This is a genomic window from Labilibaculum manganireducens (assembly GCF_002843385.1).
Taxonomy (GTDB): Bacteria; Bacteroidota; Bacteroidia; order Bacteroidales; family Marinifilaceae; genus Labilibaculum; species Labilibaculum manganireducens.
Window position 1 is genome coordinate 220,381 of record NZ_MVDE01000002.1, and the last position, 14,673, is coordinate 235,053.

16 protein-coding genes are annotated in these 14,673 nt (G+C 36.4%); 5 read left to right on the top strand and 11 right to left on the bottom strand.

What is annotated here, in order from left to right:
- Positions 1-430: 430 nt before the first annotated feature.
- The 3 genes from BZG01_RS02390 to BZG01_RS02400 are packed head-to-tail and all read left to right on the top strand — an operon-like array spanning position 431 to position 3,714.
- Positions 431-1,483: an iron dependent repressor, metal binding and dimerization domain protein gene (locus BZG01_RS02390; RefSeq protein WP_101308219.1), complete on the top strand. Its 1,053-nt coding sequence runs from the start codon at positions 431-433 to the stop codon at positions 1,481-1,483.
- Positions 1,476-2,267, top strand: coding sequence for a FeoB small GTPase domain-containing protein (locus tag BZG01_RS02395; protein ID WP_197092596.1), 792 nt, complete (start codon positions 1,476-1,478; stop codon positions 2,265-2,267). Before BZG01_RS02390 ends, BZG01_RS02395 begins: the two co-directional genes overlap by 8 nt.
- A gap of 13 nt (positions 2,268-2,280) precedes the next feature.
- Complete coding sequence (locus BZG01_RS02400) at positions 2,281-3,714, top strand: nucleoside recognition domain-containing protein (protein ID WP_218972983.1); 1,434 nt, start codon at positions 2,281-2,283, stop codon at positions 3,712-3,714.
- A gap of 165 nt (positions 3,715-3,879) precedes the next feature.
- Here the strand turns inward: BZG01_RS02400 and BZG01_RS02405 are convergent, their stop codons facing one another.
- The 11 genes from BZG01_RS02405 to BZG01_RS02455 all read right to left on the bottom strand — a co-directional run bounded on the left by BZG01_RS02405 (position 3,880) and on the right by BZG01_RS02455 (position 13,065).
- Positions 3,880-4,926, bottom strand: a complete 1,047-nt coding sequence (locus BZG01_RS02405; protein ID WP_101308222.1) for a hypothetical protein — start codon at positions 4,924-4,926, stop codon at positions 3,880-3,882.
- A 67-nt stretch (positions 4,927-4,993) separates the two neighbouring features.
- Positions 4,994-6,517: an apolipoprotein N-acyltransferase gene (gene lnt, locus BZG01_RS02410; protein ID WP_101308223.1), complete on the bottom strand. Its 1,524-nt coding sequence runs from the start codon at positions 6,515-6,517 to the stop codon at positions 4,994-4,996.
- A gap of 1 nt (position 6,518) precedes the next feature.
- Positions 6,519-7,385, bottom strand: coding sequence for a DMT family transporter (locus BZG01_RS02415; RefSeq protein WP_101308224.1), 867 nt, complete (start codon positions 7,383-7,385; stop codon positions 6,519-6,521).
- A 20-nt stretch (positions 7,386-7,405) separates the two neighbouring features.
- On the bottom strand, positions 7,406-7,945 hold the full coding sequence (locus BZG01_RS02420) for a DUF4924 family protein (RefSeq protein ID WP_101308286.1): 540 nt from the start codon (positions 7,943-7,945) through the stop codon (positions 7,406-7,408).
- Positions 7,946-7,973: 28 nt separating this feature from the next.
- Positions 7,974-8,351, bottom strand: a complete 378-nt coding sequence (locus BZG01_RS02425) for an RNA-binding S4 domain-containing protein (protein ID WP_101308225.1) — start codon at positions 8,349-8,351, stop codon at positions 7,974-7,976.
- Positions 8,352-8,364: 13 nt separating this feature from the next.
- A complete protein-coding gene (gene pth, locus BZG01_RS02430) occupies positions 8,365-9,006 on the bottom strand; it encodes an aminoacyl-tRNA hydrolase (protein ID WP_245870237.1) in 642 nt (213 codons plus the stop codon).
- A gap of 164 nt (positions 9,007-9,170) precedes the next feature.
- Positions 9,171-9,743 (bottom strand): 50S ribosomal protein L25/general stress protein Ctc, encoded by a 573-nt coding sequence (locus tag BZG01_RS02435; RefSeq protein ID WP_101308226.1) that lies wholly within the window; start codon positions 9,741-9,743, stop codon positions 9,171-9,173.
- Positions 9,744-9,861: 118 nt separating this feature from the next.
- On the bottom strand, positions 9,862-10,794 hold the full coding sequence (locus tag BZG01_RS02440; protein WP_101308227.1) for a ribose-phosphate pyrophosphokinase: 933 nt from the start codon (positions 10,792-10,794) through the stop codon (positions 9,862-9,864).
- Positions 10,795-10,968: 174 nt separating this feature from the next.
- Positions 10,969-11,583: a ribosome biogenesis GTP-binding protein YihA/YsxC gene (gene yihA, locus BZG01_RS02445; protein ID WP_101308228.1), complete on the bottom strand. Its 615-nt coding sequence runs from the start codon at positions 11,581-11,583 to the stop codon at positions 10,969-10,971.
- Positions 11,584-11,736: 153 nt separating this feature from the next.
- Positions 11,737-12,714 (bottom strand): type I phosphomannose isomerase catalytic subunit, encoded by a 978-nt coding sequence (locus BZG01_RS02450; protein WP_101308229.1) that lies wholly within the window; start codon positions 12,712-12,714, stop codon positions 11,737-11,739.
- Between the two features lie 48 nt (positions 12,715-12,762).
- Positions 12,763-13,065 carry a Dabb family protein gene (locus tag BZG01_RS02455; RefSeq protein ID WP_101308230.1) on the bottom strand — a complete coding sequence of 101 codons (303 nt, stop codon included), beginning with the start codon at positions 13,063-13,065 and terminating at the stop codon, positions 12,763-12,765.
- A 90-nt stretch (positions 13,066-13,155) separates the two neighbouring features.
- Between BZG01_RS02455 and udk the strand changes: the two genes are divergently transcribed.
- Positions 13,156-13,773 carry a uridine kinase gene (gene udk / locus BZG01_RS02460; protein ID WP_101308231.1) on the top strand — a complete coding sequence of 206 codons (618 nt, stop codon included), beginning with the start codon at positions 13,156-13,158 and terminating at the stop codon, positions 13,771-13,773.
- Positions 13,774-13,876: 103 nt separating this feature from the next.
- A complete protein-coding gene (locus BZG01_RS02465) occupies positions 13,877-14,599 on the top strand; it encodes a 3'-5' exonuclease (RefSeq protein WP_101308232.1) in 723 nt (240 codons plus the stop codon).
- Positions 14,600-14,673 lie beyond the last annotated feature (74 nt).

Sequence of the window (14,673 nt, forward strand, 5' to 3'; positions counted from 1 at the left end):
AGATATTTCTGTAAGCAAATCAGTCGTTATTTTTTGACATGTAATTGATTTTCACTCGTGAGATGGTTTTATTTCTGAAAAACAGACTATTACTCAAGTGTATGGTGTTTTTTATTTAAGAAATTAACTTCCATTCAAGTAGAGGAGTTCTTTTTTAGCAGGATATTATCTTCTTGAATTTTGGATACTAATTTCAATGTGATATTTATATATTGTTTAAAGGTTCTTTGAAAGTGGCATAATTGTCTGCTAATAAATTCAAAGTTTAACTTGGACTAATCACATAAGAGAATTACTTTAGATGAGGAAACAAAGATCTTGGGCTTATTTTAAAGCCACCATTTTATTAAAAATGAGAGAGTTTTTTTTCAAAGCTGGAATAAAGAATATCCAGCAACCATTAAGTGTAAAAAAGTTAAAGAAAGAATAGATGATTACATTATTAACAGTAGGTATACAATCAGGTATATTGTTTTTCTTTGGAGTTGTGGTTGTATTAATCATTTTTTGGATTTTCTGGCCCAAAAAAGGATTGATAGCCCTTTTTTCAAAGATAAAAATGAACAATCAAAGGGTTCAATTGGAGGATGCCCTTAAGTACTTGTTTGATTGTGAGTACAACAAGAATTTATGCAATATGAATAGTATTGCGGGCAATCTGAATATTTCAGATGATAGCGCAAGTCAACTGATTGAGCGGCTGCTTGTTTTGGGTTTGGTAACTATGGATGATAACACCATATCTTTAACAGATACCGGAAGATCTTATTCACTTCGGGTAATTCGGGTACATCGTATATGGGAAAGGTATCTTGCCGATGAAACAAGTGTAGCTCAAGCTGATTGGCATAACGAGGCTGATCGGATAGAGCATTTTGTTACACAGGAAGATACGGAAAAATTAGCTGCCCAAATGGGCAATCCTGTATTTGATCCGCATGGAGATCCGATACCTTCAATTGACGGGGAGTTGCCTGAACCTAAAGGGAAACTACTAAGTAACCTAAAAAAAGGTGTGACTGGCCGGATTATTCATATCGAAGATGAACCGCGAAGCATTTATGAGCAATTGGTGGTAGAAGGATTATATCCTGGCATGCAAGTGTATGTAACAGATGTAGATAAAGGAAAAACCACTTTTATTGCCAATGGAGATGAATGTACTTTAACTCCACTTTTTGCTTCCCAGATAACTGTTGAATTGCTGTCCGGAACTGTGCCCTTAGCTCCAAAATACGAATTGTTGTCATCTCTGGCCATAGGAGAAAAGGCTGAAATTGCCGGAATTTCGCCCAATTGCAGAGGACAACAGCGAAGAAGACTGATGGATTTAGGAGTGGTTGCAGGTAGTTTGGTATCAGCAGAAATGAAAAGCGCTTCCGGTGATCCGATTGGATACCGGGTAATGGGAGCAACAATCGGAATCAGAAAAACACAAGCTGATTTAATTTTTGTCCACAAAAAAAATGACACAAATGAGTAACTCAAATAATTGTGACAATTGCCCTGTTCACAACAAAGAAAACCTGATTAAACTTGGGTTAAATATGGAACAGGTTGATTATGTAATAACGATGGCAGGCAATCCAAATACAGGGAAAAGTACTGTTTTTAATAACCTTACAGGATTGCATCAGCATACCGGCAACTGGCCGGGAAAAACGGTAAGCCGGGCTGAGGGCGGTTTTATATACAACGAGAAACGTTACAAAGTAGTCGATTTGCCAGGTACCTATTCACTGCTCTCAACAAGTACAGATGAAGAGGTGGCGCGTAATTTTATTTTGTTTGGGCAACCTGATGTAACCGTAATTGTTGTTGATGCAACGCGGCTGGAACGTAACTTGAATCTGGCATTGCAAATACTCGAAATTACAGATCGGGCAGTGCTTTGCCTTAACTTAATGGACGAAGCCAAACGCAATAACATCGAAATAGATGAAAGAGCTTTATCAAAGGAATTGGGGATACCTGTTATTCCAGCGTCTGCACGCAGAAAAGAGGGTATGAAAGAACTTCTTGCTGCTATCGAAGAAGTGGCTGCAGGAAAATATGTTTGCAAACCGCATAAAATTAAAAGCCGTTCAATTAAGCTTAATAATGCTATTTCAAGCTTAGCATCAAAACTTGCAGAACAGTTTCCTAATCTTCCTAATTTGAATTGGGTTGCTTTGCGATTACTCGAAGGTGATAATAGTATTATTGAAGCAGTTCAATCGGGCGAACTGGGAAGTATAAATGCCGGAGATTCAACTGTTCAACTTTAAATTTAGTAAAACGATGAATGATAATCATTTAAAAGAAAGAGAAAATATATTATCAGAGGCCAATAAAGCCCGATGGGATCTTGGGATTGATCTTCATGATACCGTTATTGAATCCATTTATGAAGATGCTTCCCGAATTGCCAGAAAAACGGTGAAGCAGAAAGGAGAAAAAGCAGCATATGCTCTGGATTTGAGAATTGATAAAATTGTAACAAGCAGATGGCTTGGTTTTCCGATCATGTTTTTGTTGTTGGCTTTGGTTTTTTGGCTAACTGTAACAGGAGCCAATTACCCTTCCGGCTTGTTAGCCTCATTCTTAATTGATTATATGCACCCGATCTTAAAAGGCGCAGCAGCTTCCATTCATATGCCTTGGTGGCTCGATGGTGTTTTAATCGACGGAGCTTACCTTGCAATGGCTTGGGTGATTGCTGTGATGCTGCCTCCTATGGCGATATTTTTTCCACTTTTTACTTTGCTTGAAGACCTTGGTTATTTGCCAAGGGTGGCATTTAACATGGATAGTCTTTTTCGCAAGGCTGGTGCACATGGCAAACAGGCATTAACAATGAGTATGGGATTTGGTTGTAATGCGGCAGGGGTAATTGCTGCAAGGGTAATAGATAGTCCCCGGGAACGATTAATTGCCATTATTACGAATAATTTTTCCTTATGCAACGGACGATGGCCTACCCAAATACTAATAGCTTCTATTTTTATTGGTGGACTTGTGCCAGCCCAACTGGCAAGTGTTGTTTCTGCTGGTGCAGTGGTTGGTATCGCTGTTTTGGGAATCTTTTTCAGTTTGGTTGTTTCGTGGGGATTAAGCAAATCAGTTTTGAGGGGGGAAGCGTCGGCTTTTAGCCTTGAATTACCACCATACCGCCCGCCAAGAATTTGGCAAACACTCTACACCTCGTTGATTGATCGTACCATTATTGTTCTTTGGCGTGCTGTTATTTTTGCTGTTCCTGCCGGAATTGTAATTTGGTTGGTGGCTAATGTACATATTGGAGAACTAAGTCTGGCAGAATATTTTATTCAGTGGTCCAATCCATTTGCATTTGTTTTTGGTCTTAACGGTGTTATTTTGCTCGCCTATATCATTGCTATACCTGCTAATGAAATTGTAATTCCTACAATACTGATGTTAACAGTTCTTATTACCGGAGCCAGCGGTGTGGGAGCAGGAACAGGTGTAATATTTGAACTCAACTCTGTAGGCGATACTGCAAACATTCTTCATGCAGGAGGATGGACTTTACTTACCGGATTGAACTTGATGCTTTTTAGTTTGTTGCATAACCCATGTTCAACAACAATTTATACCATTTTTAAGGAAACAAGGAGTGTGAAATGGACAGTGGTTTCAACCTTTCTGCCTATTGTGTTAGGCTTTATGGTTTGTTTTTTCACCACACAAATCTGGTATTTATTTTTTGTGTAAAACGAAACTGTATTCCTGTTATTTAGTGTATGCAGGAAATTAGGTTTTTTTTTAAAAGCTTCTGAAAATGAAAGTTTTAAAAACAAGAGTAACTAAATACAAAAGACCAATTCATATGAATTGGTCTTTCTTTTTTGTTTTCTGATTTTCCTTTTCAGGAGATATTTACTGCAATCTAATCTTGCAGTTATTTGCTCTGATATTCAGTTTCGAGAATGCTTTTTTGTCTCCAACACGGCCTTTTGCCACAAAAGTCTTTTTATCAGCAGTTTCTTTGTTCGCTAAGATGAAGTCTTTCGAATTATCGAATTTTACTGACTTGTGATTGATTTCATAATCAATCTGAGCACCTTCCATAAAACTAAGGCCAACATCTCCGTATTTCGAGTCTATTTTTATGAACGAAAACATGTTGTTGATGTTGAAGATATTGATGTGTCCAAATTTCTGATCGTAGTCAACTTCACCTCCCAATTGGCTAATTTCAATTTTGCTGAAGTTTGATGATCCGTACAGGTATTCCAATTCTTTAATGTCGAATTTATCGCGGGCAGAAGTCATGCTAATGTTATCGGCAACACCAATCGTAAATTCAGAATCGCGGCTCTCACCGGTTAATTTGCCGGCATTTTCGATATTTACTTTAGAGTTGGCCACGTTTAATTTGGAATCACTCAGTTGTTCAACTTTAAAAGTACATCCTGTAATTGTAAAGCTGTTTTCACCATATAAGCTCTCTGCAGTAAAATTCCCATTTGTTAAATCAAGAATTAGGTTGCCATCATGACTATCCATAAAAACATCTCCATCTTTCTGGATAATTTCTAATTTAACGTTGGAAGGTAACTGTACGGTGTAACTGATCTTTATTTCTCCCTTGTTAAAAAGAGAATTGGTGAGTTTTTTTAGTGTGAAAAAATCTCCAAATACGGTTTCAGCAGATAGTTGAGCTTCTCCTTCTGTAAAATCGATATTGATATCATCGGTCATCCTTTTTGTTTTCTCATCATCCGACCCCTCTACACTAATAAGTACCTCGAATTTAATTTCAGGATTGTCCCAGTGTTTAATCTGAATTTTACTGTATTTTGATTCAATTTTAAGATTTTCTCCGGCTTTAAACGTCTTCTCAATTTTTTTGTGTTTGGTTACTGCATTTGCTGATCCAACAAAAAGGCAGATGCCAAAAAGTGCAAATAGTAATCGTCTCATAGTATTTGTATTTATTATTTTAAATGAACTGTTTACAATGTTTAATCTGATAGTAAATGTAAAATATTTAACTACTTCCTGAAGTATTAGATTGTGTTGCAATACGAATTTTAACAAAGATTAATAAAAGAGTGGCTATAAACAGACAAATCCGGCCTATGTAATCTCCATGCTCGGAGTAAAAGGTTTTATTTTCCCGTAATTTTAACCTGCCGGTCAGCACCTCTTTTTTCCACCATGTACTCTTAGCAATAATTATGCCTTTTGAGTTGATGTGAGCAGAAATTCCATTGTTGGCAACCCGAATATAGTCTCTGCGGGTTTCAATGGCTCTTAAGCGGCTAAAATTGAAATGATGTTTGTATCCCGGAGTTGTTTTCCACCATCCGTCATTGGTAATCATACAAAGAAAACCAGGAAGTTCCGGAACTCTTTGAGCACAATAATCTCCAAAAATTGATTCGAAGCAGACAACAGGAACTAATGCCATGGAATCAGATAAGAAATAGTCAATATCATTCCTGCTGCTATAGGTTCCCTGGTATCCACCAATTTCAATTGAATAGTCTTTTAAAAAGCTAAGGTATTTATCGAACGGCACTCGTTCAAATAAAGGAACAAGCTTTGTTTTGTGGTAAAACTGAGGAGTTATTGTGTCGGTTAAAAATAATGCTGAATTGAATGATTCTGATTCAATTTTGCTGTGAGTTCCAACTAGTATTTTCGTTTTAGGATATTTCTTTTTTAAATCGAGTAATCGTAAATAGTTGTAAGATTGTTTTGGATTATTTTCATCGATATATTTTAAAATTACGGTTTCCGGCGCCAATAAAAAATCGGGATGGTGAATGCCGCACACCGAATCTGCTGTGGTCATAAAATCCGCAAAGTGTTTTTCTTCATTTTCGGGAACAAATTTTTCGTTGTACGGATCTAAATTTGGCTGAATTAGTACGAAGCTTTTGGTTCCGATTCCATTTTCCTTTTGGTGATACAGAAAAATGGAGTAGAGGAAAGGAATACCAATTAAAAGAAACATTCCAACAGATCTAAAAACGATGTTCTTTTTTTGATTTTTTATCAGAGAAAAGAATCCGATATTTATTGAGATCACCCATAAACTTCCGCCTCTTGTGCCTGTAATTTCGTACCACTGTATCCATTTCGGTGCTGAAGCAAAAGCATTCCCCAAATTCAACCAGGGCCAGGCTAAATCCCACCAGGTATCGAAATATTCAAAGCCCAGCCAAATAAGCAGGAAGGGAAAGAGAATAGAAATTTTCAAGTGCTTTCTCGATCGGCTAATCAGCCATAAAATCAGCGCAAATAAAAGAGAATTAATAAGTATGATGAGGATTACACCTGTGATTTGAGCTTTGCCCACCCACCAATATGCCAGAATGTTCCACACTAAAAAACTCAGAAAAGCATAGTTGAAAAGTGTGTAAGGATTGTGGTGATTAATTGTTTTTTCCTCCAGCCATAAAAGAGGAATCCATGCAAAAAAAATGAGCGGAAAAAGTTGTGGTATGCAAAAAGGCATGCCCAGCAAAAGACCTGATGCAATGGCAAATAATATGTTTTTTTTCACGTTATCGATGAGTTAGATGAACTCCAACTAAGATAATAAATATGGATGCGGTTTGAGCAATAGAAATATGATCCCCGCCAATTACAATGCCCCAAAAGATGGCAATAATGGGAATAATGTAGGCTATTGATGCGGCAAAAACATGCGAGGATTTTTTGATTAGCTGATTGTATAAAATAACTCCTGCGAAAGTTAATACAGCCAGCAAACCAAGCATTAATGCACTTTTCGATAAGCTTTTTGATAGCAAAGGTGCACTTAAATCGGTGAAAGCCAGAAAAATTCCAGCCATGGGGCCAACAAATAGAAATGCCAGAGAAGCTATTTCTGTTCCGGTAAGTTTAGGCAATGAAAAACTGACAATGTTTATGCTGATTGCTACCGATAAAATGGCCATAAATACGTAAAAAACACCCCAGAAATACGATGATCCGAAAGAATCTCCGGAAAAGCTAATGATAAGTGTTCCTGCAAATCCCAGTAAAATTCCGACCAGCACTTTTTTATTCGTACCTGCTTTAAAAAAAAGAATGGCAATCAGCAATGTAATCATTGGTAGCATAGCATTTAGCATGCCTGCCACCGAAGAGTTGATTTGGGTTTGCGCTTTGGCGAAAAAGTAGGCCGGGCCAATATTTCCTGTGATTCCTGAAAGTAGTAACGGAAGTATGTTTTCTTTCGAAAGTTTTCTGGTGTTTTTAATAATCAGAGGAATAAATAGCAGGAATGAAAAAAATACCTGAAAAGCAGCCACTTGATTGTGGCTGAAACTTTCCAATGCAATCTCCCTCAAAATATATGGACTTCCCCAAATAAAAGAAACTAAAATCAGTAATAGCCAATTGTTATATTTTTGGGGCAGTATCATTATCTTGGGGTGTTGTGTAATTATTCGTTTTCTTCTTCGAAAGCCTTGTATTTCGCAGTTAATTCAGAAATCATTTGGCTGAAAGTAGTAATTGCCGAGAGGGTGTCTTTCGAGATTTCTTTTCCTTGAAGTTTAAGCATTAAAATACCATACAAAGCAGTAAGGCATACCTCAATGTCGTTGTTTTCCTGGGTTGCTTTCGATTTTTCGCGAAATTCGGTTATGTTGCCAAGAGCCTGCTGATAATGGCTGTTGTAGGCTGAATCTTTGCCTTTTGTTAGTAGATAAACATGGAAATCGTAAAGTTCGTTTATGTTGTTCTTAAGGATTTGAAGATGTCCTGTTTCTTCCACCTTTTCAATCTTCATCATTTCAATCAGATTTTCGTACCAGTCTCTAATTTCGTTTTGAGCAGCTTCCGGCTGATTGAATTGTTTGATGATGTTTTCGTCAATTTTATCGATGTTGAATTGATAAGCTCTGATGATATCCTCAACTTGCCACATGTAAAGGATGTATTCTGCTAAATTCGTTTTCTTTTTATCCTGTGCTATTATCATATTTTTTTCTTGTCGGTTCCTGATGTGTTTATTCCTTCTTAAGCTTATCAATTAATCTGCGATCTAATTTTGTTGGTCTTCCAATACCTCTGTCCCGTGATTCAAAACCACGAGTATTGGTTGCTTCCAATAAATCCAATTGATCCTGAGCAGTTATGTCTTTTACAAAGTCAACGGCCAATTTTGCTCCCATCCGTTTGCCGGATATAGCTGTAACCAAATAACTGCGGGTAATAGGTGGTACACGCACATCAATTTGTTCGTTTAACCTTACTTCGCGCGATGGTTTCACGTGTACACCACCAATGGTAACTTTTCCTTTTTTACAAGCTTCGGCCGCCATACTTCTGGTTTTGAAAATACGTACAGCCCACAGCCATTTGTCTACTCTAACCTTATCATCCATGGCTTCTTATTTTTTAACTGCCTGATTTTTTTGTATTGTATGCTGTCATGGTTCTCTGGATACCAATGGTACTCATTCCTTTTATCATGTTGATACAGATTTTAAAGAGTTCAGGTAGTTTTTCCAGCTCTTCAGGCGACCATTCACCTAAAACGTAGTCTACTTGCTGTCCTTTGCTAAAATCGGAACCAATTCCAAAACGCAGGCGGTTATAGTTTTGGTGTCCCAGTATCTCATTGATGTGTTTTAATCCGTTATGACCGGCATCACTTCCTTTCGGACGCAATCGTAAAGTTTCAAACGGCAAGGCAAGGTCATCAACCAAAACCATCATGTTTTCAACGGGTATTTTTTCTTTCTGAAGCCAGTAATTAACCGATTTTCCACTTAAATTCATGTAAGTGTTTGGCTTTACAAGTACAAAGATCCGGCCTTTAAACTTGTATTCAGCAACAGCTCCATATCTTGCTTCTTTGAATTCTATATTAGCTGTCTCGGCAAGAGCATCCAAAATACGAAATCCTATATTGTGTCTTGTGTTTGCGTATTCAGCACCAATGTTGCCAAGTCCGACAATCAGATATTTCATCTCAATATTATTTTCTTGCAGCGGATGTTTAGTCTGCCCAAATAGTTTTTTTAGAAATTGTATCATAACAAATCCAAAGTTAGAATATTCACGGCATTTTCCATGAAAACTTTGCATTCATTCCATCCTTCATTTTAGGAACGAAGGATATTAAAAAAACCTCCCATTCTTCAATAAATGGGAGGTTATATTTATTTGCTTCATTGTGCTGAGCAAAATAGTGTTGAAATCTATTTTGCAGCCATAGCAGCAGCACGGGCAGCTCTTGTAAGCTTAACTTGAACAACTACTGATTTCTTAGAATTAAGAAGTTCTAAGTTATCATAAGTGAGTTCTCCAACCTGAATACTTTTTCCAAGTCCAAGGTGGCTGACTTTAACAAGAAGATTTTCCGGAAGATCAGCCATTAGACCTTTTACCTTAAGTTTTCTTGAGATAACTGCTAATTTACCACCAGACTGAACACCGATTGCGAATCCTTCAACTCGAATTGGCAATTCAACTTCGAATGCTTTGTCTTCAAATACCTGATAGAAATCAGCATGTAAAGCTTTGTCATTAACCGGGTGATACTGAACATCTCTTAATACACAAGAGAATTTTTTTCCTTCAATATCTGCATTGATAACGTAAACATCTGGCGTAAAAAGTAATTTACCCAATACTTTTTCGTTAATAGCAAAGTGAATATTTTCACCACCACCATATACTTCACATGGTACCATTTCTTCTCTGCGAAGAGCTTTGTTTGCTTTTTTTCCTAAATCTGTTCTTAAAGAACCTTTTAATTCAAAAACTTTCATTTCCTTGAAATTATGTGCTACTCAAAATAAACGTCATCACCCGGTAAAAAAGCTCCGTTTACTTCCCATTACACGTTTATAAAATATTTTACCGAAAAAATCTGCGCAAAGATATAAATTATAATATGAAATTGGAACTGATTGATTCGCAATTATAAACATTAAGAATTGTTTTTGCGAAAATATCAGCAATAGTCAATTCTTTAATTTTTGAACATTCGCTTTTTAAAGGTATCGAGTCTGTGAAAACAACCTCTTCCAAAGCCGATTCTTCAATTCTTTCATAGGCAGGACCGGATAGAACAGCATGTGTTGCAATAGCACGTACACTAAGAGCACCTTTCTCTTTTAACATGTTGGCGGCTTTTGTAATTGTGCCTGCCGTATCAATCATGTCATCAACAATTACCACATGTCTGCCATCAACATCGCCAATTGCAGTCATTTCACCAACAACATTCGCTTTTTCGCGGGATTTGTGGCAGATAGCCAAACCTGCATTTAAATATTTTGCGTAAGTATTCGCTCTTTTACTACCACCCATATCAGGAGAAGCAACAACCAGATTATCCAATTTTAAATTTTCGATGTAAGGAAGAAGTACAGAGGAACCATACAAGTGATCAACAGGAATGTCAAAAAATCCTTGAATTTGGTCAGCATGAAGATCCATTGTCATTACACGGTCAACGCCTGCAGCCATAAGTAAATTGGCAACTAATTTGGCTCCAATCGCAACTCTGGGACGGTCTTTTCGATCCTGACGGGCAAATCCAAAATAAGGGATTACTGCAATAACTTTGTAAGCAGATGCTCTTTTGGCCGCATCAATCATTAGCAATAACTCCATCAAGTTATCAGTTGGGGGATAAGTTGATTGGATAATGAATACTTGAGCACCTCTTACAGTTTCTTCGTAACAGACTTCAAATTCACCATCACTAAATCTTGTGATGCTTGATTTTCCTAACTGCAATCCTGCTGCTTTTGCAATTTCACCTGCTAAATACTCACTGTTCGAACCAGAAAAGATTTTAATCGGGGCTTTCATTAAAATATTATTTGTTTATAAATCAGATAACTATTGTACTGTGCAAATTTATGAATTATTGCGTCAAAAAACTGATTTTAGTCAAGGTGCCGCAATTTATTTTATCCATTTTAAAGGATAATTTATTTTGTTTAAATAAAAAAGAAGATGTCTTTACGAGATCTTCCTTTATTGTTATTTTCGCTTTTGAAGCAAAACCGTTTTGTTGGTTTCATCAATAGAATTTAATATTTCGTCTTTCCCTAATCCACTTGATGCCGAACTAATGAAGTAAGGGGGCATTTCTTCCCATGTATTCAATAACTCAGTTTTGTAGGCTTTAATGTTCTCCGATAATTTTTGTTTGCCAAGCTTATCAGCCTTTGTGAATATAATAGAGAAAGGGATTCCGTTTACACCTAACCATTCCATAAAATCAACATCTTTGGCTTGAGGTTCGTGTCTGCAATCCACAAGTACAAATAAGTTGATAAGATTGGGACGGCTTTCAATAAAGCTGAAAATTAACTTGGAAAACCGTTGTTTGGTATTCTTTGCAACTTTAGCAAAACCATATCCCGGTAAATCTACCAAATACCATTCATCATTAATTAAGAAATGATTAACCAATTGTGTCTTACCAGGCTTGGTAGAAATTTTTGCCAAACCTTTATGATTGGTCAGCATGTTTATAAGTGAAGACTTTCCAACATTCGAACGTCCGATAAAAGCATATTCTGCTTTATTATCGGTCGGACATTTTCTTATATCCGAATTGGACATCACAAATTTAGCACTAGTAATATTCATGGAGTATTTTGTTTTACGTTGCAAAGTTATACAGATTCTTATCTTTTCCGAAAAATGATTCAACTTTATTGACTGATCATCCCATATTGTATGGGAATAAAAAAATCCTCTTTTTAATTGTCTAAAAAGAGGATCGTATAATTTATTATCAGTCTATTTTATATAGACTTCAAGAATTTTTGTTTTTGCTTTCGGAGTAAGAGTCAAATTATTAATAATTGCTGGAATTAAAACGCTTTCTCCCTTTGCAACAGGTAAAGAATCTTCACCGCAGGTAATAATCATATCACCTTCCAAACACATATAAATCACAAATGAATCTAATTCTATGTAGTCTTTTTCCTGTGGTTTGTCAAATTCCAGAATATTCGTTGTAAAATAGGGACAACGAACAAGTTCTGAGGTTTTATTAATTTCAGTTTGGTAACTGGTTTCATATTTTTTCTCAAAACTATAGTCGATGGCATCAACAGCAAGTTCTGTATGAAGTTCCCTTGGGTTGCCGGCATCATCAGTTCTGTTAAAATCGTACATCCGGTAAGTAACATCAGATGTTTGCTGAATTTCGGCCAACAGAATTCCTTTTCCAATTGCATGAACACGGCCGGCAGGGATATAAAAACAACTTCCTTCTTTTACCGGTGCATTGTTTAAAATATCTTCCAGTCTGCCTTCCTTCAACTTCGCTAAATATTGTTCTTTGGTGATGTTTTGATTAAACCCAACAATCAGTTCAGATCCTTTGTCGGCTTCAATAACATACCACATTTCTGTTTTGCCATATGCATTGTGTCTTTCTTTCGAAAGTTCATCATCAGGATGTACTTGAATGGAAAGGACATCATTGGCATCAATAAATTTTATCAGTAAAGGAAATTCAACCCCGAAATTTTCATAAACATGATCTCCAACAAGGTCACCCATATAAATTTCAATGAGTTCTTCCAGATCATTTCCAGCTAAAAAACCATTGCTAACAACCGAAATATCTCCTTCTACACCTGAAATTTCCCAACTCTCACCAGCATTAGGCAGTGGCGAAAAATCTTTATTCAATACTGTTTTTAATTTGCTTCCACCCCAAATTTTATCTTTAAGGATGGGCGTAAATTTCAATGGATACAAACTCATTTTTGTACAATTTATTAATTTGATTGCTATATTGGCTTTTGGCTAATCTTAAAATTCGTAGTCAATTACTTTGCGTTCTGCGGCCATTTCTTTTACAACCGATGCTGCTGTTAAATGTTCAGGATGGTTAGCGTATAAAGGTAAGGCGTCTATGTTTTCTAAATCAACATTCACTACAAAATCGAATGAAGCATCAGAATGAAGTTGGTCAAAACCAATTTGTAAAAATTTAATTTCAGGAATTCTTTCATCCAATCCGTCAAATGCCTTTTTTAATCTGTTAAAGTAATTCTCTGTTGCTTCAGCCGATTCGAAAGCTTTAAACTTAAACATTGCAATGTGCTTGATCATTTTAATTCTTTTTTAAATTATTAGTAACTTTCCAGCCGAAGTTAATGCAAAATTAGCATTTTTGAATCAAACATCTAAATATCATACAACATGTTGATTATTGGAATTGCGGGAGGAACAGGCTCTGGCAAAACTACAGTGGTTAGAAAAATCATTGAAAGGTTAAATCATGGAGACGTTGCCGTTTTACCGCAGGATTCATATTACAGGTCGAATGAAGAGCTTACACTGGAAGAACGTCAGGAAATAAATTTTGATCATCCAAGATCAATAGAGTTTGAATTGTTAATTGAGCATGTAAAGAATTTAAAACAAGGTGTCTCAATAAGTCAACCTATTTATTCGTATATCACTTGCCTGCGTTCCGATGAAACGATTAAAGTTGAACCCAAAGGGGTAATTATTGTAGAAGGACTTTTGATTTTAACCGACCCGGTTCTTCGGGATTTAATGGATTTAAAGGTATTTGTTGATTGCGATGCTGATGATCGTTTAAACCGGGTAATTAAAAGAGATATTGTTGAACGGGGCAGGTCTGTTGAAAAAGTATTGGATCGTTACGAAAAAACGGTAAAACCAATGCACCTGCAGTTTATAGAACCAAGCAAGCGTTATGCTGATATTATTGTACCACAAGGAGGTAATAATATTGTGGCTATAGATATTTTAACCCATTTTATTCAGAAAAACCTGATCGAGCATCAGTAAGTTGTTTATTTTTATTTCTGAATAAGAAAATTTAGAATGGAGACTTTGTTACTGTCTCCTTTTTTTATAACTTTTCGTTTTTATTTATGATAAGTCTTTTGTTATGCTGAATCAAATTAAAGTAGAAAACTTACTTTTTGTAGATATCGAGACAGTTTCAGGAAATGCAGCTTTTGAGGAAATGTCGCCTAAGTTGCAGGAGCTGTGGGAGAAAAAATCTGATTATTTTCGAAAAGAGGAAGAGTCGCCATCTGATGTATATGGAAGGGCAGGAATTTATGCCGAATTTGGTAAAATTGTTTGTATTTCAACGGGTTTGGTGACTAAAAAAAATGGAGAGAAAAAGTTTGTTGCGAAATCATATTATGGTGACGATGAAAAGCAATTGTTAGAGGAATTTGCTTTGATGTTGGATCGTTTTTGCAGCAAACCGAATCGCAACCTGTGTGCACACAATGGAAAGGAATTCGATTTTCCGTACATAGCCCGAAGAATGCTGATAAAAGGCGTTGTGTTACCTTCAGTTCTGGATATTGCAGGGAAAAAACCTTGGGAAGTACAGTTTTTAGATACCATGGAACTTTGGAAATTCGGTGATTATAAGCATTACACATCTTTGGCTTTGCTTTGTGAGATTTTCGGTATCCCTACACCAAAAGATGATATTGACGGATCGATGGTGGGGAAAGTATATTGGCAGGATAATGATTTGGAACGCATTGCTGTATATTGTGAGAAAGATATTCTGGCCACAGCGCAGGTGTTTTTGCGTTATCAGGGAGAGGATTTAATTCCGGAAACCAATTTTGAACGGGTATTGTTATAATTGTCTTGCTATTGTACAATAGTTTCGCTTTTTTCGTGTTTGTATATCAGGATGTAAATCCTAATTTTATTCAA